Source organism: Acinetobacter sp. AOR01_HL (assembly GCF_027855455.1).
Taxonomy (GTDB): Bacteria; Pseudomonadota; Gammaproteobacteria; order Pseudomonadales; family Moraxellaceae; genus Acinetobacter; species Acinetobacter baumannii.
In genome coordinates, this window is record NZ_JAKTIM010000054.1 from 1 (window position 1) to 23,669 (window position 23,669).

At 40.0% G+C, this 23,669-nt stretch carries 14 protein-coding genes, 2 tRNA genes, 3 rRNA genes and 2 pseudogenes; 19 read left to right on the forward strand and 2 right to left on the reverse strand.

From position 1 onward, the window contains the following. The first annotated feature begins 174 nt into the window (after nt 1-174). From MKL62_RS17340 to hisC, 12 genes are all read left to right on the forward strand, one after another. A 16S ribosomal RNA gene (locus MKL62_RS17340) occupies nt 175-1,711 on the forward strand. 59 nt (nt 1,712-1,770) lie between these two features. Next, nucleotides 1,771-1,847 (forward strand) — tRNA-Ile (locus tag MKL62_RS17345). Between the two features lie 55 nt (nt 1,848-1,902). Next, a tRNA-Ala gene (locus tag MKL62_RS17350) sits at nt 1,903-1,978 on the forward strand. Between the two features lie 340 nt (nt 1,979-2,318). Continuing rightward, a 23S ribosomal RNA gene (locus MKL62_RS17355) occupies nt 2,319-5,211 on the forward strand. 185 nt (nt 5,212-5,396) lie between these two features. Further along, a 5S ribosomal RNA gene (gene rrf, locus MKL62_RS17360) occupies nt 5,397-5,511 on the forward strand. The 16S, 23S and 5S rRNA genes sit together here with 2 tRNA genes alongside, the layout of an rRNA operon. Before the next feature lie 253 nt (nt 5,512-5,764). Beyond that, a complete protein-coding gene (locus MKL62_RS17365; protein WP_000778202.1) occupies nt 5,765-7,213 on the forward strand; it encodes an RNA polymerase factor sigma-54 in 1,449 nt (482 codons plus the stop codon). 168 nt (nt 7,214-7,381) lie between these two features. Then, the gene (hpf, locus tag MKL62_RS17370; RefSeq protein WP_005129631.1) at nt 7,382-7,720 is read left to right on the forward strand and encodes a ribosome hibernation-promoting factor, HPF/YfiA family; all 339 of its coding nucleotides are present in this window, start codon (nt 7,382-7,384) and stop codon (nt 7,718-7,720) included. A gap of 138 nt (nt 7,721-7,858) precedes the next feature. Continuing rightward, on the forward strand, nt 7,859-8,110 hold the full coding sequence (gene ibaG, locus MKL62_RS17375; protein ID WP_001083680.1) for a BolA family iron metabolism protein IbaG: 252 nt from the start codon (nt 7,859-7,861) through the stop codon (nt 8,108-8,110). Between the two features lie 6 nt (nt 8,111-8,116). Beyond that, a complete protein-coding gene (gene murA / locus MKL62_RS17380) occupies nt 8,117-9,373 on the forward strand; it encodes a UDP-N-acetylglucosamine 1-carboxyvinyltransferase (RefSeq protein WP_000357156.1) in 1,257 nt (418 codons plus the stop codon). Then, nucleotides 9,373-10,056 carry an ATP phosphoribosyltransferase gene (hisG, locus tag MKL62_RS17385; RefSeq protein WP_001000724.1) on the forward strand — a complete coding sequence of 228 codons (684 nt, stop codon included), beginning with the start codon at nt 9,373-9,375 and terminating at the stop codon, nt 10,054-10,056. Before murA ends, hisG begins: the two co-directional genes overlap by 1 nt. Before the next feature lie 105 nt (nt 10,057-10,161). After that, nucleotides 10,162-11,451 carry a histidinol dehydrogenase gene (hisD, locus tag MKL62_RS17390; protein WP_001253725.1) on the forward strand — a complete coding sequence of 430 codons (1,290 nt, stop codon included), beginning with the start codon at nt 10,162-10,164 and terminating at the stop codon, nt 11,449-11,451. A gap of 69 nt (nt 11,452-11,520) precedes the next feature. Then, nucleotides 11,521-12,606: a histidinol-phosphate transaminase gene (gene hisC / locus MKL62_RS17395; RefSeq protein WP_000218878.1), complete on the forward strand. Its 1,086-nt coding sequence runs from the start codon at nt 11,521-11,523 to the stop codon at nt 12,604-12,606. 3 nt (nt 12,607-12,609) lie between these two features. Here hisC and MKL62_RS17400 read toward each other — a convergent pair whose 3' ends face one another. Beyond that, complete coding sequence (locus MKL62_RS17400) at nt 12,610-13,998, reverse strand: anthranilate synthase component I family protein (RefSeq protein ID WP_005129630.1); 1,389 nt, start codon at nt 13,996-13,998, stop codon at nt 12,610-12,612. Nucleotides 13,999-14,316: 318 nt separating this feature from the next. Between MKL62_RS17400 and filA the strand changes: the two genes are divergently transcribed. The 6 genes from filA to filF all read left to right on the forward strand — a co-directional run bounded on the left by filA (nt 14,317) and on the right by filF (nt 22,405). Then, nucleotides 14,317-15,165 (forward strand): putative pilus system protein FilA, encoded by an 849-nt coding sequence (gene filA / locus MKL62_RS17405; RefSeq protein ID WP_005129629.1) that lies wholly within the window; start codon nt 14,317-14,319, stop codon nt 15,163-15,165. 297 nt (nt 15,166-15,462) lie between these two features. Next, entirely contained in the window at nt 15,463-16,296 is an 834-nt protein-coding gene (filB, locus tag MKL62_RS17410; RefSeq protein ID WP_025470092.1) for a putative pilus system C39 family peptidase FilB, read from the forward strand. A gap of 44 nt (nt 16,297-16,340) precedes the next feature. Then, the gene (filC, locus tag MKL62_RS17415; protein WP_005129621.1) at nt 16,341-17,525 is read left to right on the forward strand and encodes a putative pilus system protein FilC; all 1,185 of its coding nucleotides are present in this window, start codon (nt 16,341-16,343) and stop codon (nt 17,523-17,525) included. Between the two features lie 12 nt (nt 17,526-17,537). Next, complete coding sequence (gene filD / locus MKL62_RS17420; RefSeq protein ID WP_005129619.1) at nt 17,538-19,202, forward strand: putative pilus system OmpP1/FadL family transporter FilD; 1,665 nt, start codon at nt 17,538-17,540, stop codon at nt 19,200-19,202. After that, nucleotides 19,196-20,461, forward strand: coding sequence for a putative pilus assembly protein FilE (gene filE, locus MKL62_RS17425; protein WP_114204700.1), 1,266 nt, complete (start codon nt 19,196-19,198; stop codon nt 20,459-20,461). The genes filD and filE overlap by 7 nt, the downstream gene beginning before the upstream one ends. Nucleotides 20,462-20,479: 18 nt before the next feature. After that, nucleotides 20,480-22,405 carry a putative pilus system protein FilF gene (gene filF, locus MKL62_RS17430; protein WP_005129614.1) on the forward strand — a complete coding sequence of 642 codons (1,926 nt, stop codon included), beginning with the start codon at nt 20,480-20,482 and terminating at the stop codon, nt 22,403-22,405. A 47-nt stretch (nt 22,406-22,452) separates the two neighbouring features. Here the strand turns inward: filF and MKL62_RS17435 are convergent. After that, nucleotides 22,453-22,692 (reverse strand): annotated as a pseudogene (locus MKL62_RS17435) (NUDIX hydrolase); the annotation flags it as partial. Nucleotides 22,693-22,769: 77 nt separating this feature from the next. On the opposite strand from MKL62_RS17435, the pseudogene MKL62_RS17440 reads away from it, so the two are divergent. After that, nucleotides 22,770-23,669: pseudogene (locus MKL62_RS17440) on the forward strand (IS3 family transposase); the annotation flags it as partial.

Genomic DNA, 23,669 nt, shown 5'->3' on the forward strand with positions numbered 1-23,669 from the left:
ATCATTAAGAGAATTGAAGAACAACTTGTGTGGATTTTTACTGATTGATTAATCGAAATAATTTTCATTGATTGATTGGTTTAAATTACTCGAAGTTTATTTGAGCGAAATTTAAGTCAGTAATTGATGAGCCAGAATTGGTACCTTGTCTATAAATAAGGTGCAAAATGATTTTAACTGAAGAGTTTGATCATGGCTCAGATTGAACGCTGGCGGCAGGCTTAACACATGCAAGTCGAGCGGGGGAAGGTAGCTTGCTACTGGACCTAGCGGCGGACGGGTGAGTAATGCTTAGGAATCTGCCTATTAGTGGGGGACAACATCTCGAAAGGGATGCTAATACCGCATACGTCCTACGGGAGAAAGCAGGGGATCTTCGGACCTTGCGCTAATAGATGAGCCTAAGTCGGATTAGCTAGTTGGTGGGGTAAAGGCCTACCAAGGCGACGATCTGTAGCGGGTCTGAGAGGATGATCCGCCACACTGGGACTGAGACACGGCCCAGACTCCTACGGGAGGCAGCAGTGGGGAATATTGGACAATGGGGGGAACCCTGATCCAGCCATGCCGCGTGTGTGAAGAAGGCCTTATGGTTGTAAAGCACTTTAAGCGAGGAGGAGGCTACTTTAGTTAATACCTAGAGATAGTGGACGTTACTCGCAGAATAAGCACCGGCTAACTCTGTGCCAGCAGCCGCGGTAATACAGAGGGTGCGAGCGTTAATCGGATTTACTGGGCGTAAAGCGTGCGTAGGCGGCTTATTAAGTCGGATGTGAAATCCCCGAGCTTAACTTGGGAATTGCATTCGATACTGGTGAGCTAGAGTATGGGAGAGGATGGTAGAATTCCAGGTGTAGCGGTGAAATGCGTAGAGATCTGGAGGAATACCGATGGCGAAGGCAGCCATCTGGCCTAATACTGACGCTGAGGTACGAAAGCATGGGGAGCAAACAGGATTAGATACCCTGGTAGTCCATGCCGTAAACGATGTCTACTAGCCGTTGGGGCCTTTGAGGCTTTAGTGGCGCAGCTAACGCGATAAGTAGACCGCCTGGGGAGTACGGTCGCAAGACTAAAACTCAAATGAATTGACGGGGGCCCGCACAAGCGGTGGAGCATGTGGTTTAATTCGATGCAACGCGAAGAACCTTACCTGGCCTTGACATACTAGAAACTTTCCAGAGATGGATTGGTGCCTTCGGGAATCTAGATACAGGTGCTGCATGGCTGTCGTCAGCTCGTGTCGTGAGATGTTGGGTTAAGTCCCGCAACGAGCGCAACCCTTTTCCTTACTTGCCAGCATTTCGGATGGGAACTTTAAGGATACTGCCAGTGACAAACTGGAGGAAGGCGGGGACGACGTCAAGTCATCATGGCCCTTACGGCCAGGGCTACACACGTGCTACAATGGTCGGTACAAAGGGTTGCTACACAGCGATGTGATGCTAATCTCAAAAAGCCGATCGTAGTCCGGATTGGAGTCTGCAACTCGACTCCATGAAGTCGGAATCGCTAGTAATCGCGGATCAGAATGCCGCGGTGAATACGTTCCCGGGCCTTGTACACACCGCCCGTCACACCATGGGAGTTTGTTGCACCAGAAGTAGCTAGCCTAACTGCAAAGAGGGCGGTTACCACGGTGTGGCCGATGACTGGGGTGAAGTCGTAACAAGGTAGCCGTAGGGGAACCTGCGGCTGGATCACCTCCTTAACGAAAGATTGACGATTGGTAAGAATCCACAACAAGTTGTTCTTCATAGATGTATCTGAGGGTCTGTAGCTCAGTTGGTTAGAGCACACGCTTGATAAGCGTGGGGTCACAAGTTCAAGTCTTGTCAGACCCACCATGACTTTGACTGGTTGAAGTTATAGATAAAAGATACATGATTGATGATGTAAGCTGGGGACTTAGCTTAGTTGGTAGAGCGCCTGCTTTGCACGCAGGAGGTCAGGAGTTCGACTCTCCTAGTCTCCACCAGAACTTAAGATAAGTTCGGATTACAGAAATTAGTAAATAAAGATTGAGATCTTGGTTTATTAACTTCTGTGATTTCATTATCACGGTAATTAGTGTGATCTGACGAAGACACATTAACTCATTAACAGATTGGCAAAATTGAGTCTGAAATAAATTGTTCACTCAAGAGTTTAGGTTAAGCGATTAATCTAGATGAATTGAGAACTAGCAAATTAACTGAATCAAGCGTTTTGGTATGTGAATTTAGATTGAAGCTGTACGGTGCTTAAGTGCACAGTGCTCTAAACTGAAATGTTGAAGTTACTAACTTGTAGGTAACATCGACTGTTTGGGGTTGTATAGTCAAGTAATTAAGTGCATGTGGTGGATGCCTTGGCAGTCAGAGGCGATGAAAGACGTGATAGCCTGCGAAAAGCTCCGGGGAGGCGGCAAATATCCTTTGATCCGGAGATGTCTGAATGGGGGAACCCACCTACTTTAAGGTAGGTATTGCAACATGAATACATAGTGTTGCAAGGCGAACGAGGGGAAGTGAAACATCTCAGTACCCTTAGGAAAAGAAATCAATTGAGATTCCCTCAGTAGCGGCGAGCGAACGGGGATCAGCCCATTAAGTTATGTGTGTTTTAGTGGAACGCTCTGGGAAGTGCGAACGTAGAGGGTGATATTCCCGTACACGAAAGGGCACACATAATGATGACGAGTAGGGCGAGGCACGTGAAACCTTGTCTGAATATGGGGGGACCATCCTCCAAGGCTAAATACTCCTGACTGACCGATAGTGAACCAGTACCGTGAGGGAAAGGCGAAAAGAACCCCTGTGAGGGGAGTGAAATAGATCCTGAAACCGCATGCATACAAGCAGTGGGAGCACCTTCGTGGTGTGACTGCGTACCTTTTGTATAATGGGTCAGCGACTTATATTCAGTAGCGAGGTTAACCGTATAGGGGAGCCGTAGAGAAATCGAGTCTTAATAGGGCGTTTAGTTGCTGGGTATAGACCCGAAACCAGGCGATCTATCCATGAGCAGGTTGAAGGTTGGGTAACACTAACTGGAGGACCGAACCCACTGTCGTTGAAAAGCCAGGGGATGACTTGTGGATAGGGGTGAAAGGCTAATCAAGCCTGGTGATAGCTGGTTCTCCCCGAAAGCTATTTAGGTAGCGCCTCGGACGAATACCATAGGGGGTAGAGCACTGTTTCGGCTAGGGGGTCATCCCGACTTACCAAACCGATGCAAACTCCGAATACCTATGAGTACTATCCGGGAGACAGACTGCGGGTGCTAACGTCCGTAGTCAAGAGGAAAACAATCCAGACCGCCAGCTAAGGCCCCAAAATCATAGTTAAGTGGGAAACGATGTGGGAAGGCATAGACAGCTAGGAGGTTGGCTTAGAAGCAGCCACCCTTTAAAGAAAGCGTAATAGCTCACTAGTCGAGTCGGCCTGCGCGGAAGATGTAACGGGGCTAAAACTATGTGCCGAAGCTGCGGATGTATACTTTGTATACGTGGTAGGGGAGCGTTCTGTAAGCCGATGAAGGTGTGTTGAGAAGCATGCTGGAGGTATCAGAAGTGCGAATGCTGACGTGAGTAACGACAAAACGGGTGAAAAACCCGTTCGCCGAAAGACCAAGGGTTCCAGTCCAACGTTAATCGGGGCTGGGTGAGTCGACCCCTAAGGCGAGGCCGAAAGGCGTAGTCGATGGGAAAATGGTTAATATTCCATTACTTCTGTGTAATGCGATGAGAGGACGGAGAAGGCTAAATCAGCCTGGCGTTGGTTGTCCAGGTGAAAGGATGTAGGCATGTATCTTAGGCAAATCCGGGGTACTCTATGCTGAGATCTGATAGCAAGCTGTACTTGTACAGCGAAGTGGTTGATGCCATGCTTCCAGGAAAAGTCTCTAAGCTTCAGTTACACAGGAATCGTACCCGAAACCGACACAGGTGGTCAGGTCGAGTAGACCAAGGCGCTTGAGAGAACTCTGCTGAAGGAACTAGGCAAAATGGTACCGTAACTTCGGGAGAAGGTACGCTGTTGTTGGTGATGGAACTCGCTTCCTGAGCTGACGACAGCCGCAGAAACCAGGCCGCTGCAACTGTTTATTAAAAACATAGCACTCTGCAAACACGAAAGTGGACGTATAGGGTGTGATGCCTGCCCGGTGCTGGAAGGTTAATTGATGGGGTTAGCGTAAGCGAAGCTCTTGATCGAAGCCCCAGTAAACGGCGGCCGTAACTATAACGGTCCTAAGGTAGCGAAATTCCTTGTCGGGTAAGTTCCGACCTGCACGAATGGCATAATGATGGCGGCGCTGTCTCCAGCAGAGGCTCAGTGAAATCGAAATCGCTGTGAAGATGCAGTGTACCCGCGGCTAGACGGAAAGACCCCGTGAACCTTTACTGCAGCTTGACACTGAACTTTGACCTTACTTGTGTAGGATAGGTGGGAGGCTTTGAAGCTGGAACGCTAGTTCCAGTGGAGCCGTCCTTGAAATACCACCCTGGTAATGTTGAGGTTCTAACTCTGTCCCGTGATCCGGGACGAGGACCGTGTCTGGTGGGTAGTTTGACTGGGGCGGTCTCCTCCTAAAGAGTAACGGAGGAGTACGAAGGTGCGCTCAGCGTGGTCGGAAATCACGCGTAGAGTATAAAGGCAAAAGCGCGCTTAACTGCGAGACCCACAAGTCGAGCAGGTACGAAAGTAGGTCTTAGTGATCCGGTGGTTCTGTATGGAAGGGCCATCGCTCAACGGATAAAAGGTACTCTGGGGATAACAGGCTGATACCGCCCAAGAGTTCATATCGACGGCGGTGTTTGGCACCTCGATGTCGGCTCATCTCATCCTGGGGCTGAAGCAGGTCCCAAGGGTATGGCTGTTCGCCATTTAAAGAGGTACGCGAGCTGGGTTTAGAACGTCGTGAGACAGTTCGGTCCCTATCTACCGTGGGCGCTGGAAATTTGAGAGGATCTGCTCCTAGTACGAGAGGACCAGAGTGGACGAACCTCTGGTGTACCGGTTGTGACGCCAGTCGCATCGCCGGGTAGCTATGTTCGGAAGGGATAACCGCTGAAAGCATCTAAGCGGGAAGCCTACCTCAAGATAAGATTTCCCTAGGACTTTATGTCCTCTAAAGAGCCGTTCGAGACTAGGACGTTGATAGGTTGGATGTGGAAGCATAGTGATATGTGAAGCTGACCAATACTAATTGCTCGTGAGGCTTGACTATACAACACCCAAGCAGTTGTATATGAAGCATCAATCGATTCTTAAATATGCAAGACAACTTGATTTAGTTATACCTCTAGCTAAAATGAACAGATAAAGTAAGATTCAATTCAGCCCAGTCTGTTACAGATTTGGAAAACGCTTCGGCATCAAGTAAGACCTAAGCAAGTATCCATAAACAGTTGTGCTGGCGACCATAGCAAGAGTGAACCACCTGATCCCTTCCCGAACTCAGAAGTGAAACCTCTTAGCGCTGATGGTAGTGTGGGATTACCCATGTGAGAGTAAGTCATCGCCAGCTCATTATTCTAAACACCCCAATCTCAAAAGAGGTTGGGGTGTTTTTTTTATAGCAAGAAATCAATCAATAAAGAATTATTTCAAAGAATCATCGATACTAAAGAATAAGACAGAATAAAAATCCTATCGTTTTTAATAAATAAATTTCTATTTTTCTCATGAATTGATGAGTCAATGTATAGGATAAATCATTACTCTATGCTATAAATAATTAATAGGCATGATTTTTGCTTGTTTTTTGGAAAGAGAAATATATGAAATTATCTGTTGGATTGAAAGTTGCGAATTCATTATCGTTAACGCCTCAATTGCAGCAGGCAATCCGTTTACTACAACTTTCTAGCCTAGAGTTAGAGCAAGAAATCCAAATTCAATTAGATAGTAATCCATTACTTGAAAAAGTAGAAGATGAATCACTAGCAGAAAGTTTATCTACTTTAGAACACAAAGAAACTGATGATCTTACAACAGAGTTAAATGCTGATCACTTACCTGATGACTTGCCTGTTGATACTGAATGGGATGACATTTATACACATCAATCCACTGCTTTGGGTACTCCTGAGTTCGAAGAGCGTGAAGATAATCGCCAAGTTCACCTGACGCTTAAAGAACATATTTTGGAGCAAGTGAACTTACTACATTTTTCAAAAATAGATCAGTTGATTGCTTATTGCATAGTTGATGCTTTAGATGATAAAGGTTTTCTGGATGCTGAATTAGAAGAGATTATTTTGGCAGTACAGCATTTATTAAGTGAGATGGATATAGATGAGGAAGTGGAAGAGGATGAAGTTTTAGTAGTCTTAAAACATATTCAACGTCTTGATCCAATTGGTATTGGAGCTCGTAATTTAGCTGAATGTTTAAAAGTTCAGTTGGAGTTCTTGCCTCGAGAAACTGAATATTTGAAAGAAGCTAGAAGTCTACTTCAATATTACGAATTACTGATTGCGAATGATCTTAATAAACTATTAAAACAAACAGGGCTTTCTAAGGAACAGTTAAAATTTGCAGTTGATTTATTAAAAACATTAAAGCCTTATCCAGGCATGGATTTTGAAAAGCAAGAATCAGAATATCAAATTCCTGACGTAGTCGTTGCCAAGAAGGACTTGCATTGGCAAGTTCAGTTAAATCCTGATGTAATGCCAAAATTAAGAATCAATTCTTTTTATTCGAGTATGATTCGTAGAGCAGATCAAAGTGATGATAATTTATATCTACGTAATCAAATGCTTGAGGCTAAAAATTTTATAAAAAGTATTGATGAACGACACAAAACATTATTGAAAGTTGCGACTTGTATTGTTGAGCATCAAAAAGCATTTCTTGAAATAGGTCCCGAAGCAATGAAACCCTTAGTACTAAGGGATGTTGCAGAAGAAGTAGAATTACATGAGTCGACCGTTTCTCGCGTTACCACAAATAAGTATATGCTTACTCCACGTGGACTTTTTGAGTTGAAATACTTCTTTTCTAGTCATGTGGGGACAACCACAGGAGGTGAGGCTTCTTCTACCGCAATTCGGGCAATGATTAAAAAGTTAGTTTCTAATGAAAATCCGCGTAAACCTTTGTCTGATAATGCAATTGCTGCTTTATTGAAAGAGGAGGGAATAGAAGTAGCTAGAAGGACTGTAGCAAAATATAGAGAATCGTTACATATTCCATCGTCATCCGAGAGAAAAGTCTTGATCTAAATTTTGAAGTATGGCTATTCTACTCATTCATTATGACGAAATAATGAAATTTCATTTTCACCAAGAGGAGTAGCTAAAATGGTTTAATTGTCCCAAATCATCTTTTTAGATTGCATTAAATCGTTTTAGTTCTTCTTTATATAACCCAAAAAGGTGAGGGATAGAATTATGCAAATAACGATTCGTGGACATCATTTAGCAATTACACCAGCTATAGAAGAAAATATTAAAGCAAAATTTAATCAGTTAACGAAACATCTTGATCAGGTGAATAGTATGCAGATTAAATTAACGAAAGATCATCAGATTGATAAGCGTTCGCATAAAGGTAGCTCTAATCATGTGGCTGAAGCGATAGTTCGATTACCTAGAATTGAGCTGTTTGCTCAAGCAACAGCGGATGATATGTATACTTCAATAAAAAAACTGACTGAAAAATTAAAAAAACAATTGTTAAAATATCGGAAAATGCAATGTACGTATTCTCAAGTTGCTGTTTCTATTTAATAAGTTTTTTATAATTGAGAGAGGCTTGAAATATAGCCTCTTTTTTATTGATAAAATATAAACACGTACTGAATTCTTTGAAAAAGTTATAGTAAAATACTTCGTTTTACACCGTAGGTTGTGTCAGAGGTCTTTGCAATGAATAGTGAACAGCTCACTCAAATTTTAAAAGAAGCTTTTCCTGAGGCGGAAGTAGTGGTGAGCGGACAGGCTGGAAAATTTGACCTCCGTATTGTGGATGATCAATTTGAAGGTAAGCGTACTGTTGCCCGCCAACAAGCAGTTTATGCACCATTAAATACTTATATTGCAAGTGGCGAAGTTCATGCCGTAACAATTCGTGCGATGACCAAAGATGAATGGCGCAAAGCAAGCCTTTTCGGAGCTTAAATATTAATGGATAAATTTTTAATCACGGGCGGTGTTAAGCTCGAAGGGGAAGTACGCATTTCTGGTGCTAAAAATGCGGCTTTACCGTTACTTGCGGCAATGATTCTTGCTGACTCTCCAATTACATTAACCAATGTTCCAAATCTTAAAGATGTAAATACTTTGGTGAAATTAATTGGTGGACTGGGTGTCACAATTAGTTATGAAAATGACACGGTTAAGGCGGATACTTCTACTTTAGATAACCAGTTTGCTCCTTATGAGCTTGTCAAAACAATGCGTGCATCTATTTTGGTATTAGGGCCATTATTAGCGCGTTACGGAAATGCCAAGGTTTCATTACCTGGCGGATGTGCTATTGGCTCTCGTCCAGTAGATCAACACTTAAAAGCCCTAGAAGCATTGGGTGCACATATCGAAGTTGAAAATGGTTATGTACATGCCACTGTTGATGGTCGTCTGAAAGGCGGCGAAGTGGTTTTTGATATGGTTACTGTTGGCGGCACCGAAAATATTTTAATGGCAGCTGCTTTGGCAGATGGTGTAACCACAATTCGTAATGCTGCACGTGAACCCGAAATTACTGATCTTGCGCAAATGCTTATTAAAATGGGCGCAAAAATTGAAGGTTTAGATACGGATACATTGGTTGTTACTGGTGTAGAAAGTCTACATGGTTGTGAATATGCAGTCGTTGCCGACCGTATCGAAACAGGTTCTTACTTAGCTGCTGCTGCGATTACTGGTGGACGTGTAAAAACCACCCATACAGATCCTTCATTACTTGAGGCTGTTTTAGATAAGTTTGAAGAAATGGGTGCTGAAGTTACCCGTGGCGATGACTGGATTGAATTGGATATGTTGGGTAAGCGTCCCAAAGCAGTAAGCTTTAGAACACTACCTCACCCAGAATTCCCGACCGACATGCAAGCACAAATTATGGCTGTAAATGCAATTGGCCGCGGGTTTGCAACGATTTCTGAGACCATTTTTGAAAATCGTTTCATGCACGTTCCTGAATTATCACGTATGGGTGCTAATATTCAGGTCGAAGGCCATGATGCTGTTGTGACGGGTGTTGAAAAATTACAGGCAGCACCTGTAATGGCAACAGATTTACGTGCTTCATTCTCTTTGGTTTTAGCGGCTTTAGTTGCTGAAGGTGATACATTAATTGACCGTATCTACCATATTGACCGTGGTTATGAGCATGTCGAAGAAAAACTTCAAGGTTTAGGTGCCAAAATTAAGCGAGTAAGTTAATGAATGACGTAAGAAACGATGATCCTAATTTTAACGTAATGGGTAATTTTGATCATGGTTTGACCTTGGCACTGAGTAAAGGACGTATTTTAAAAGAAACTTTACCTTTACTTGCTACAGCCGGTATTAACTTGCTTGAAGACCCGGAAAAATCGCGTAAGTTAATTTTTCCAACCACACATAAGCAGGTTCGTATTTTAATTTTACGTGCATCTGATGTGCCAACTTATGTTGAGAATGGTGCAGCTGACTTAGGTGTAGCAGGTAAAGATGTACTTATGGAACATGGCGCTCAGCATGTCTATGAGTTATTGGACCTGCAGATTGCGAAATGTAAATTAATGACTGCTGGTAAAGTAGGAATGGAACGCCCAAAAGGTCGTTTAAAAATTGCCACTAAGTATGTCAATCTTACACGTCAATATTATGCAAGCTTAGGCGAGCAGGTTGATGTTATTAAACTTTATGGTTCTATGGAGTTAGCACCATTAGTTGGTTTGGGCGATTATATTGTTGACGTAGTGGATACTGGAAATACTTTACGAGCAAATGGTCTTGAGCCATTGGAAGAAATTTGCAAAGTATCTTCACGTCTTATTGTCAATAAAGCGAGCTTTAAGCGTAAACAGGTTTTATTGAACCCAATCATTTCCCAACTTGAACAAGCTGTTCAATCACGTTAAAAGTAATTTCCTATCATGCTTTTGCGATAGTTGTAGATATGATGCCCACAAGAGCTTAGAAAAAGAGTAAACTTGGTTTTTCTTTTTCGCCTTGTGGGTAAATTGATGCGACGTTTATCGACTCAAGATCAGAACTTCAAACAGGTTTTTGCCGAGCTTTTAGCTTTTGAAACCGTTAATGATCCTAATTTAGTTCAAACAGTAGATCAAATTATTGCTGATGTTCGTCAGCATGGTGATGATCATGTTTTAAAACTTACTCAACAGTTCGATCGACATCCAGCGCATCAATTTTCCGATCTAGAATTGTCTCAACAACAACTTAAAGCCGCTTTTGATGGTTTAAATCAAGAGATTCGTGAAGCCCTGCAACTTGCAGCTGATCGTATTCGTACTTTTCATGAAGCTCAAAAACAAGATAGCTGGACTTATGTAGATGATTTGGGTAATACCCTAGGACAAAAAGTGACGCCACTTGACCGTGTTGGTATTTATGTACCAGGCGGACTTGCATCTTATCCTTCATCTGTACTTATGAATGCGGTACCAGCACATGTGGCCGGTGTACCAGAAATTATTATGGTTGTGCCAGCGCCAAATGGTGAACTAAATCCACTCGTTTTAGCTGCCGCCTATCTAGCAGGTGTTAGCCGAGTATTTACCATTGGTGGGGCACAAGCTGTTGCTGCTTTAGCTTATGGTACTCAAACTGTTCCACGTGTTGATAAAATTACGGGTCCTGGAAACCGATTTGTGGCAGCTGCTAAACGTGCTGTATTTGGTCAGGTGGGTATCGACATGATTGCTGGACCTTCTGAAATATTAGTTTATGCAGAAGGTGTGAATAATGCTGAATGGTTAGCGATGGATGTATTATCTCAGGCTGAACATGACACAGTAGCTCAAGCTATTTTCATTACTCCAGATGAAGCATTATTAGAAGCAGTAGAGTCTGCAATTGAGAAACATTTAAATGAATTGCCTAAAGCCGAGATTGCGCGTACATCGATTGAAAATCGTGGTGCATTAGTTTTGGTAAAAGACCGTGCTGAAGCAGTTGATTTGATTAATCAGGTTGCACCAGAGCATTTGGAATTATGCCTTGATGATGCCGAAGCGATGAGCCAAGACATTCGCCATGCCGGGGCAATTTTTATGGGTCGCTATACTCCTGAAGCAATTGGTGATTATTGTGCTGGCCCAAACCACGTATTACCGACATCTGGCACAGCTCGTTTCTCTTCGCCACTTGGTGTATATGATTTTCAAAAGCGCTCTAGTTTGATCATGTGTTCAAAAGATGGTGTTAAGACTTTGGCTAAAACAGCTGATGTACTTGCTGTTCAAGAAAATCTCGATGCCCATGCACGCTCGGCGCGTTATCGTTATCAATAAGTTTTAAGCCTATCAGTGTTTTTCATGATTATTCAGGGCTGACTTTCAGCCCTTTTTTGAGATAAGACTATGACTGTATCTACAGCACAAATGCGTTTTTGGAGTCCTGAGGTTCGTGAATTAGAGCCGTATGTGCCAGGTGAACAACCTAAAATCCAGAATCTATTAAAGTTAAATACCAATGAAAACCCGTATCCACCATCACCAAAAGTAGTAGAAGCAGTTCAAGCGGTGTTACATGAACAAGCCGATGCTCTGCGTCTATATCCAGATCCGGATGCGACAGCGTTAAAGCAAGCAATTGCGAAACAACAGAATATTGATGTATCTCAAGTTTTTGTAGGTAACGGTTCTGATGAGGTGTTGGCTCATATCTTTAAAGCATTTTTTCTTCAAGATGAACCAATCCTGTATCCAGACATCACTTATAGTTTCTATCCAGTTTATAGCCAATTTTTTGGCACAAAAACAAAAGAAATTCCTCTCAATGAGAATTTTGAAATTGATGTGCGAGATTATACCCAGCCAAATGGTGGGGTTATTATTACCAACCCAAATGCACCAACCAGTATTGCGCTCAGCTTGGCAGAAATCGAACAAGTATTACAGGCAAATCCGGACCGCGTGGTTGTGATTGATGAAGCTTATGTTGATTTTGGTGCTGAGTCAGCTGTAAGTTTGATAAACCGCTATGAAAATCTTGTGGTATGCCAAACGACTTCAAAGTCTCGTTCTTTAGCAGGTCTACGAGTCGGGTTTGCGATTGCTCAGTCGCACTTGATTGCAGCACTTGAGGCTGTAAAAAATAGTTTTAATTCATATCCAATTGATCGCTTTGCTATTGCAGCAGCGGTAGCTTCTTTTGAAGACCAGGCTTATTTTGAAGAGCAGTGCCAAAAAGTTATAACAAGTCGAGAGAAACTTGTTCGTGATTTAACTGAACTTGGTTTTAACGTTTTGCCATCGAAAGCGAATTTTATTTTTGCTACGCATTCACAGCATGATGCTGGGCAACTTGCACAAAAATTACGTGAGCAGGGCATTATTGTTCGTTACTTCAATAAGCCTCGCATTAATCAGTTTTTACGTATCACGGTTGGAACTGATGAGCAAAACGCGCGTTTAGTTCAAACTTTGAAGCAAGATATTCTTTAATACTTATTCTGCTGTGCTGTTCATCAAGTTCAGCATAGCAGAGATTTTATCAAGGCTTTCCTGATATTCAGCCTCAGCCTCTGAAGCAATAGTAATACCGCCGCCTGCCCAAATAGAGAGCTGGTTTTGATATTGTTGAAAACTACGAATTAAAATATTCCAGCGTCCAGTACCATCGAAATTAAAATATCCTAAAGTGCCGCAATATGCTCCCCGAGGTGCGCCTTCTAGCTCTTCAATAATTTGCATTGCCCGAATTTTAGGAGCTCCTGTAATTGAACCTCCTGGTAAAGCAGTGAGTAACATCTGTATAGGATTAATATCATTTTTAAGTGTAGCCGTAATCTCACTCACCATATGATGAACTTGATTGAAGCTCTCAATTTCGAATAGTTTTGTTGTTTTTACCGAACCTGTATTGGCATAAATGCTCAAATCATTACGTAATAGATCAACGATCATCACATTTTCTGCTTGATCTTTTTTAGAATTTTTTAAAGTTTGTTTTGAAAGTAAATCCTGCTCTTTATTCTCATAACGAGGCATTGTACCTTTAATGGGTCTGGTTTTAATTTGCTTATCTACATTAAATTCAATAAATAATTCAGGAGAGCAACTTAACAACTCAAATTCTGTTAATTTTAAATAACCAGAATATGGTGCATTGGTTAAATTCCATAGCTCATCTGCTTTATTTAATAATGAACCAGTAAAATTCGCTTTGAATTCTTGAGTAAGGTTAATTTGATAACAATCTCCTGCCTTAATATATTCTTGTATTTTGTGAAAAGCAGTTAAGTATGTATTCTTAGACCAGCGAGGATAAATATTTTGTTCTAGTTTAAAATTATTTTTTTGTATTTTATTAGAAGGTTTATTGAGTAGAGCTGAAAGATAGTTAAAAATTTCAAAAGCATTATTTTCATCGCTAAAAAAATACCATTCATTATTTATTTTTTTAATAAAAGAATAATAGGAACCTATAAATAAAGACGGTTGTTTATGTGATTGATTATTTATAAATTGATGTGCAGAAAAGTCATAACTAATAAAACCAATATATCCACCCTTAAAACTTATTTTTTCTCTATTGCTATTTTTTAGGTCTTGAGATTGGAATTGTGTAAAATCTAAAAGATTTTCTATATAAGATGAAAACTTATATTTATTTAAATCAGTTTTAGTGAATAAAAAGTTTTGGTTATTTTGAGCGATTAAATAATTTTTTGGCAAAAAACCAATAACAGGATTGTTATCATCTTGAAGATATACAAGTCCAGTTAACTCTTCTAATTTTTTTAAAATATCGGCAGCGGAGTAATAGCTTTCTAAAGAGATTTTTTTCTTTAAATGAGACATTTTAAACATGTGAGAGTTTGGAAGAGGTGGCATAGTTTACTACAAGTTAGAGTTCAACAGGCAGTTGAGTGAAAAGACCCTAACATTTCGTGGAAAAAATAACCGAATTATCCTTCAGATTTCAGAATAGTAATAAATCTTTTTAGTCAGTTAGACACCGTACCGTTTATCGGGTAATTGGCAAAAAATGCATTACACTAGTTGAACAAAAATTAACGTAGCTGTAATTTAGTAATTGCTAAGCAAAACTACTCAAGGATTGGAAGTTTCGGTTGCCATAAAAGAAAAATGCAACTTGAGACAGTGAGAGTGGTTAAAGTCAAAAAATAAATGCTCTTGGGAGAGTGCTCAATGAAAATGTTCACTAAACTTGCTTTAGTTTCTTCTTTAGCTATCAGTGCAAATGCAATGGCAATGCAATCAATGGATGATGCTGCGCTTAGTGCTGCTACAGGTCAAGATGGTATTAATATTGGTATCGCTTTAGGTTCAGGCGGTATTACTATCGATAAACTATATCTACATGATAATGATGGTTTAGCAACATCAACAGGTATTACGGGTGCTTCAGGTACTGCTGGCGCAATCGCAATTAGTGGTGTTACTGTAACTCAAAAAGGTACAGGCAATCTTCTAGATTTAGCAATTGATACAAATGGTGCTTCTGGTTCAAACGGTGCTTTCTTAAACGTTGCGGCAACAGTAGGTGCGGTTGATGTACATGTGGGTTCAATTGGTGTTGGTAGTTCTGGCACATTAAATGAGACGACTGCTGTACGTGGTATTACTGAAACAGCTCCAACTGAAATTATCTCTGGTTTGGATTTATCTTTGGGTCAAATTTCTGCAAATGTTCAATTAGGTTCAACTCCGCAAGGCGCAATGATTAAAGTGAACTCAAGCTTGCAAGGTGGTTTAACTCTATCTAACTTTGGTATTAATGATGCCGCTGGTGGTGGTAAAATTGTCCTAGATAAAGTAATGGTTCGTGGTGCTGGTAATACAACTGGTGACTTGGATGTGAATGCGAACATTTCTGTTGTTCCTACAGGATTACGTATCCAAAATAACAGTGCGCAAGGTATGAATGTTTATGCGCAAGGCGTACACCTTGGCGCGGCGGGTAATGCTTCAATTGGTGATTTAGAAATCCAAGGTTTAAATGTCGGAACTTCTACAATTACTATCTCTGGTCATTAATTTAAAGATTTGTAAAAAGCGCGTCCATACGCGCTTTTTATTTATTTAAAGAAAATTAAACTTTATATCTTTCTATATAAATAATATAAACTTATATAATAATGAATAATATGAAATATTTGAAATGAGAATTAATTATCAGTTTATAAATGTAAAACTATGCATTCATCAAAAAGATTAAAAAAAAGCTGTTTTTTACAGAAAAAAAAGGTATCTTCAACACACAGGGATGTAGAGCTATTGCTCTAAGAATAAAATGAATAAGGCCAGTTAGGCCACCATTTAGACCAAGCGCTTATGTTAGAGATAGTTTTAGGCTCAGCATTGATGTATTACTTTGCGACAGAAGCCTTCGAAATAGAAAAAAAGCCGCCGGGAACTGTTTATTATACAGAGACTGCCGATTCACGTAATTTATCGTTTCATCGAAACCATATTGAACCAGTTACCATAAAACCAGCTGTCGAAGACCAATTTCGTGGCATTGTCCGACAAGCCTACGATTATAGTTGTGGATCTGCTGCACTTACGACTTTATTAAACGGCTATGTTGGAACGAGCTTAACTGAACAGCAAACAATGAGTGGTTTGCTGCAGTATGGCGAATATCAACGTATTATTGAGCGACGAAGTTTCTCGTTACTTGATATGAAACGCTTTGTCACAGCAATTGGTTTAGAAAGCGGTGGTTATCGAGGTGAGTTTTCTGATTTAGTCAAACTGGGGCAGCCAGCAATTGTGCCTATTTCATATGCTGGTTTTAAACATTTTGTCGTATATAAAGCTTATAAAGATGGACGAGTATACGTAGCTGACCCTGCTTTAGGGAATATCAGTTTTGATGAGGGACGTTTTAAAGAAATTTGGGATAATAATACTTTATTTGTTATTTCTGTTCCTGAATCACAGCGCAAAGACTTATTGGCGTTAAAAGATGCAGATATGCGCCATGTGGAAGATGCGACGGTCAATAAATATGCTTTTGTTGATGTGCAATATCCAGCGTTTAATTATGATCGTACAGCAAATAAAGCTTCGACGATGAGACTCGTGCTAGATAGTGATAGCCATTCTGCAACCTATGGAAAGCCGATAGAAACCTATATGCGTCTTTATTACAAACGTAAATAGTCAAATTTAAAGTTAGTAAAATAAATAAATTGGGTGAGAAAAACATGAATAATCGATGGATAAATATGAGTGTGTTGGCTTTAAGTATGAGCGCCATTACAGGGACAATTTATGCCGAAGATCAGGTACAACAAACACAGGTAGAATTATCGAATCAGAGCACGGATGCAGGAGTCGAGGTAAATTCTCTAGCTGCTGAAGCAACAAATTCTTCTTCTGTTGGTACAGATGTGGGAACACAAGCTTCTGAAGCACCTTCTACAGAGAATGTACCTGAAAATAATAGCGGGGCAAATCAAGCTGCTAATGCCCTACAGAAGAAGGAAGGTGATGCAACTCAAGAGACAAATTTACAAGAGGTATTTACTTCAAATGAACGTCAATACTCTTTGATTAAGAAGGGCGTAATTTCTTCTTATTATGATCTCGATTATACCTATTATCGCGATACTCGAATTGATTTGGCTTTAGCAGATAATTCATCTCAGCTTAATCGTTTACGTGTTGAAGAAGATGCAAACCATACATTAACGAATAGTTTTACTTTTCAATATGGGGTATTGGATAACTTAACTTTATCCGCAACTCTTCCTTTTGTAGCAAAGTCTGAAATTATTCGAGATACAACAACAGCAGGATTGGGTGATATTTCACTTGGTGCGCGTTGGGAACCATTTCCTTTAAAACAAGGCCGTTTACCCTTGGTTCTTTTTGGTAGTGTCTCTACAAAAACAGGGGATAGCCCTTATGAGATTGGTTTAGATGAGCTATCAACGGGTAAAGGTTATTACTCGGTTGGTGTAGGGGCCAGTACCCGTAAATATATTGATCCAGTCGTTCTCTTCGCTTCTGCCTCTGCCAATTACGGTTTTAAAGAAAGTGGTCTTAATCAAGCCCGAGGTTCTCGTACATTAACCTCATTTGATCCAGGAATTAGTGGTGGTTTCTCATTTGGCTTTGCTTACTCATTTAACTATGACGTGTCTTTAACCATGTCATATCAGCAGAGCTTTAATATGGATGCTGAATTCCAATTTAATAATGGTGATTCATATAAATCGCCAGATCAAAGTAGTGCAATGTTATCTTTCGCATTGGGTGTTCGTGTTTCGCCTGAAACGATCGTTAACGGTACGGTTGGTATTGGTTTAACTGAAGATGCACCAGATATTTCACTTGGTCTGTCATTCCCGTTAGATATTTTAGGTTTTAATAAAAAACAAAAATAAGGAGATATGCAGGTGAAATATCCTAAATTATGTCCTTTAACGGCGGCAATTGTTATCTCCGGTTTTTCTAGCTTTGCCAATGCTCAATTAGGACAAAACTTAGCTGTTGATATTCGCTCACTATCGATGGGGAATGCTGTAACTGCAGACCCCCCTGGTATTAGTGCAGTTCATTTTAACCCTGCAGCTTTAGCAAAAATTGATGGCCTGCAAACAGATGTGCAGGGGATCCTTGCTAACTTTGATATTCAGCGTGAGTTTTCAGCTCCACCTGGTTATAACATCTTTGGTTATTCAGATGACCCTCTCGTTTGTAATGATGGTCCTGAGGTTTCAGCTAATATTTGTACAGATTTTAAAGGGACAGTACATGGTGATGTGGAGTACGCGAGCCTGTATGTACCTATTCTTAAAAAAATGGTAGATCTCGGAGCTGGTTATCCACTAGTTGCTCCTACCGCAGGAATTGCCTATAAACCACCTGGTTCAAAAATTACCTACGCGACCGCCATGTATGCACCATTAGTCGCAGGTTTTGGGGCAGAGAATGGTAATCCAGGTAACTACATGGGCCAACAAGTTGCAGTTGAGCGGATCACCTATTTATCCCCATCTTTCGGTTATCAGGTAAATGATCATTTATCGATTGGTGCTTCCGTAGGGATGTCCTATAACGCAATCGCACTGAAAACTGATTTACGTTTTCCGAATGAGATGATTGGTGTATTGCGTATGGTTGATGAAGTTGTGTGTGCTCCCTTTAAAAATAATAGTGACATGATTACTGATTTACTATTATTTGGTATGTGTAATGCCCAAGAAGGTATGAATCCATTTAATAAAATGGGGGCATTACAAGTTTCATTAGAACAATCATTAAGTCCAAGCTATAACTTAGGCTTACTTTGGGAACCAACAGACGATTTTGGTTTTGGTATGGTATATCAAAGTGCTGCCAAAATGCGTTTAAAAGGCAAGTATATGATTGATAATGCCAGAGCACCTCAAGAACTTATCAAGGGTCTTAACTCATCTGCTACAGGACAAATTTTAGCTGCAATTCTAGGACTACCGGGCAATGTACCTAATATTGAATCTGGTTTAGTCGCTATGGATCTTGAATACCCTGCACATTTCCAAGCAGGTATTAAATATAAAATATTACCAGATTTACAAGTTAATTTTGACGTAGGATGGACTGACTATTCGGCTTGGGATAAGTTTAAGTTTGAGTTCGATCGTCAAATTACGCTATTAAAAGTAGCTAAGCTTTTATCTAATGACGTTACCGATAATTCATTGGCATTGCCATTGAAATTTACCTCGCCGTGGAGTTGGGGAATTGGTCTTGAATATTCAGCAACCGATCGTTTGAAATTAAGGGCTGGTTACGAGCCTCGAGCTAGTTCGATACCTGATGATAAACGTAATACCATGGTCCCGATCAATAATGCACAATTATTTGGTCTTGGCTTAGGTTATCGTTTTGACGCAGATACAGATCTAGACCTTTCAGTGGGTTTCTTGCGTAGTCGTGACAATATTCCAGCCTGTACGAGTACATTGTCGAATAAGTGTGGTGTCGATAATATTCTATTAAACCCTTATTCGGGCCTAGATGTAAAAACGAATACAAAAATCACAGTGCTTGGTTTGAGCTATAGAACAAAATGGTAAAACAATATAAATCGATGTTTCGACCTAAATTTGCTATCTCGACTTTATGTATTGCGGTAGCAAGCGTTTCTGTATCTTATGCAGATGGTTTCTTTACAATCATTGGTCCAGATGGTCGTCCAATGATTGTACCCAGTAAAAAAGTAGAACAAAAGCAATCCAAGAGTAGAGTAGAAGCACCGAAACAAGTTGTACAACCGCATGTAAATGCTACACCTGTTCAAGAAGCATCTAAAGAAAATGTTCAGAATTCAAAAGAGCTTAAAAAGTTTGAACCACATCCTACAAAAAAATTAAATACTGCACCGACTGCACCGACTGCACCGACTGCACCGACTGCACCGACTGCACCGACTGCACCGACTGCACCGACTGCACCGACTGCACCGACTGCACCGACTGCACCGACTGCACCGACTGCACCGGAGCTTCCTTTAAGAATGAGTAAAGCTCAGAAGGAGGAAGTTAAAAAACAGACTAGTAGCGTTAAGACAGAAAGTGTTCCAGCTAAAATTTATTCATCTTCACAAAGTACTTCTCAAACTGTTTCAATACCAGATCCTTCAAATGATCGATCTAAATTTACAAGTATTGATGGCGTAGAGTATGTAAATAATGAATATCTTGAAGATCAGGAATTTAATCTTGAAGGTAAAAAACGCTTTTATGTTATGCCGGATGGACTTGGAAGAACAGAGTTTATCGAAAGAAAAAAAGGTGTAAGCAAGTCTACCTTAGAACAATTGTTTAATAAGCAAACTCAGGAAGATCAAGGAGCGATTGTTTTAGCTCCAACTTATATACGTCTGTCTCAAAAAGAATTAGAAACGACTTTTGAGCAAGATAAATGTTTTGTTCAAGGCTATAAAAAGTCAATCAAAGTGCTTGGAGCTAAAAAAGAAGTAAATTTATGGCCTCGAAAGCCATTAAAAGAAAAGTTTGAATATGAGTTGGTAAAACTAGATTCATCTGTACAACATTTACAACTTATGTCATTTGCAGCGAGTAATTCCGCACCTTTATATTATTGGCCTTTAGCTATATTTTTAGATGAGAAGGGTTGTATTTTAGAAGGTGCAAGTGGTTTTAAGAGCAAGTCTTATCCTTCCACAATATTACAACATGCATCGATTCAAGGTACTTTAAGGGTGCCGCCTCATGCACGTTATATGATGTTAACTCCATTATCTTCCTCTGTAGATGTAGCAGAACACGAGTTATCTAATCAGGGACAGATTCAAATTTCAGTATTACGTTAAAAATAAGTAGGGTATCTAATGAATAAAAAATTATTATGGCCTTTTGCATTAACCACATTAGCAATGATGCTGAATGGTTGTGGCGGTGGTAGCTCAACCATTAATGAAGATCCTACAAGTGGTTCTGGTAATTCAAATGCAAATGGAAGTTGCGCTGCATCAAGCAATGATTGTTTAGAGTTTTCACTCGATTATCCGGTTGCTGGTCTAAATTTTACCTGTAGTAGTGCTGCAAATCAGAGTTTTGTCACTAAAGCTTCGGGAAACAGTGTTGTTGGTACATGTAAACTTGGTGATACCGCAAACTTCTTTTTACAAGGTACTCAAACTAAAACAAAGATCGATTTAGGTTCTATCAATTTAGATAATATTTCAAAAATTAAAGTGATTGTCTCACCACGTTTAAAAGTTATGGATATGGCAACGGCTTTAACGGGGGTAGCACCAGCTTCATTAAGTCAAGATGATCCTACCATTCGTGTAGCGATGGCCTTGGTTAAATTATTTCAAAGCGTTGGTATAGAGCGTGGTGATAATGTTGTTGGAGATATACAACCTACACTATTTACTGAAGATAAGAAAAACACGTTAAATGTTGTACTTCAAAATATTACTGCTGCTGAGTGGAAAAGTGGTGCATACGCTGGTATTTTGAAACCTTGGCTAAATGTTAGCCAAATTGATGATAATCAAGCTTTTGCTTTAGTAACTCAATTAGCTCATTTAAGTTTAGTCGGTTTATATCAATCAGATTACTTGACGTTAGCTCAACCTAATTTAATTTCTGAAAATTTTTATGGGTGTAATTTAGCTAATTTAGCAGATTGCCCAAAAAATGCTGCCAATACCCAACACGTGATAGGCAATTTATTTTTACTATCAGATCGTCAAGGCTATACATTTGGTTATGGCTTACAATGGAAAGGAACAAGTACGACTACCAGTAACTCAACAGTTACGGCTGTAATGGAAGTATTAACTAAATCTAAGCCAGCGCAACTTACAGCAAATGCTCAAACCACATGGCTCGATCCATTACAAGCTGAGATTAAATCAACACAACCATTCCATTTAAAAGCCTCAGCTAATACCAGTGAAGATTTACTAATTTATCAAGGTAAATTATTAAATGATTCGTTTATTGCCGGTCGTGAAAGTCTATATTTAGGGGCAATAAATAGTAAAACACCAAATCCTCAACACTATGCGCTATGGCGTCAAGGTATAGGCAACCAAAACTATAATGGTTCGCTAGACATCTATAAAGTAACTCCAGCAAGTTATCTTGCAAAAGATATCTTTAGAACTTCAAAAAATGTGAGCTCAGGGCAAACTTATATTTTCCCGTTATATGGTACTTTAAATATTAAATTTGATACTGCTGGAATTTCACCAATCGATTTAGGTATTGTGATTGATGAAAATGGAGATATTCGAACTGATATTAAACCTAATGCAACACCAACAGATATGTCTGGCCATTGTGGCATTGTTTCAGATAATACTCTGGTTGATAATAATGGTGTTCAACAGTATCGCATAGGAACAACGGGTGGCACTGAATCTGCTTCAAATGATAAATCAATTACAGTAAAAATGATTTTTGCTGAACCTAAACTCGGTAATCTAAATGGTATTATGGCTGGGTTAAACTCGAATGTTGTTCAAGCTACTACCGAGACAGGCGGTCAAACATTAATTGTAAGTGGAGCAAAAATTAACGTTGCTAACTTGTTACAAGGGCAAGTAAATGGAATTAATCTTACGACCTATGATAACAAAATAGTCTCATGGTTAAATCCATATGCCTTTTATCAACGAGTATATAATAATATTAAGGATGTAAGTCCAGCTCCTACAGAAGATGATAAAGCTTTAGCTGAGCGAATGAGTGGAACTGTAACGATTAGAACCGCTGATTGTTATCAAATTAAGACAAAATAAGAGTTTAAAAAAGACCGCAAAAGCGGTCTTTTTTATTATCTAGCTCATTAGCCTGTATGGTCTAAACGAGTTCCTAACGTCTCTAGATGTGTTGGAAAAACTTGTTGTTTACGGTCTTCGAAATAATGTCTTAATGTGTGTTCAACACTAGGAAAGGCAAGTTCACCCCATGGGATTTCATGTTCTTCAAACAGTCGACATTCGATACTTTCTTCTCCAGCACCGAAAATGCCATCTTTCAGCTGTGCTTTGAACAACACATAAATTTGCCCAATACGGGGAATATTGAGAGGTGGATCAGGAAATTTGAACAACACTTATAAGTGATATTTTGCTCCCCAAATGATGTTATAAACATCAATATATGGAGTATTTTATGGCACGTAGACCAAGAAGAAATCATTCAAATGATTTTAAAGCTAAGGTAGCACTTGCTGCGATTAAAGCAGAAAAAACACTTGCTGAATTGAGTGCTGAATTTGATGTTCATCAAAACCAAATTATCGACTGGAAAAATCAACTGATTTCAGCTTCCTCGCAAGCTTTCGATCAATCAAAAGCTCCAACAGAACCACCCATCGATCTAAAAAAACTACATGCAAAAATCGGTGAGCAGGCATTAGAAATTGATTTTTTAGAAGGTGTGTTGAAGAAACTGGGCCGCTTCAACCACAAAAGTTAATCGATGACTCACTTCAGATTTCAGTATCTAAGCAAGCTCAGCTGCTGAAAGTCTCCCGTGGTTGTTATTACTATCGCCCAAAACCTGTGAGTGCATCAGATCTGAAGCTGATGCGGTGTATGGATGAGTTACATATGCAATACCCTTTTGCAGGTAGCCGTATGATGCGTGATTTGTTGAATCGTCAAGGACATCATATAGGACGACGTCATACACGTACTTTAATGAAGAAAATGGGCATTAATGCGTTATATTGCAAACCAAATTTAAGCCAGGCTAATCAAGCTCACCGCAAATATCCATATCTGCTCAAAGGATTGGCTATTCAGCGCAGTAATCAAGTGTGGTCTACGGATATAACGTATATCCCTATGGCAAAAGGCTTTGTTTATTTATGTGCTGTGATTGATTGGCATAGCCGCAAGGTACTTGCGCATAGAGTATCGATTAGTATGGAGGTTACATTTTGCATAGAAACATTAAATGAAGCTATTGAAAAATATGGTCGACCTGAAATATTTAATACAGACCAAGGCAGTCAGTTTACCAGTGATGCATTTATTGATGTATTGAAATCAAATG

Bases quoted from the DNA above. Each gene is read 5' to 3' on its own strand.
- MKL62_RS17365 (WP_000778202.1), top strand. From the start codon at position 5,765: ATGAAATTATCTGTTGGATTGAAAGTTGCGAATTCATTATCGTTAACG.
- hpf (WP_005129631.1), top strand. From the start codon at position 7,382: ATGCAAATAACGATTCGTGGACATCATTTAGCAATTACACCAGCTATA.
- ibaG (WP_001083680.1), top strand. From the start codon at position 7,859: ATGAATAGTGAACAGCTCACTCAAATTTTAAAAGAAGCTTTTCCTGAG.
- murA (WP_000357156.1), top strand. From the start codon at position 8,117: ATGGATAAATTTTTAATCACGGGCGGTGTTAAGCTCGAAGGGGAAGTA.
- hisG (WP_001000724.1), top strand. From the start codon at position 9,373: ATGAATGACGTAAGAAACGATGATCCTAATTTTAACGTAATGGGTAAT.
- hisD (WP_001253725.1), top strand. From the start codon at position 10,162: ATGCGACGTTTATCGACTCAAGATCAGAACTTCAAACAGGTTTTTGCC.
- hisC (WP_000218878.1), top strand. From the start codon at position 11,521: ATGACTGTATCTACAGCACAAATGCGTTTTTGGAGTCCTGAGGTTCGT.
- MKL62_RS17400 (WP_005129630.1), bottom strand. From the start codon at position 13,998: ATGCCACCTCTTCCAAACTCTCACATGTTTAAAATGTCTCATTTAAAG.
- filA (WP_005129629.1), top strand. From the start codon at position 14,317: ATGAAAATGTTCACTAAACTTGCTTTAGTTTCTTCTTTAGCTATCAGT.
- filB (WP_025470092.1), top strand. From the start codon at position 15,463: ATGTTAGAGATAGTTTTAGGCTCAGCATTGATGTATTACTTTGCGACA.
- filC (WP_005129621.1), top strand. From the start codon at position 16,341: ATGAATAATCGATGGATAAATATGAGTGTGTTGGCTTTAAGTATGAGC.
- filE (WP_114204700.1), top strand. From the start codon at position 19,196: ATGGTAAAACAATATAAATCGATGTTTCGACCTAAATTTGCTATCTCG.
- filF (WP_005129614.1), top strand. From the start codon at position 20,480: ATGAATAAAAAATTATTATGGCCTTTTGCATTAACCACATTAGCAATG.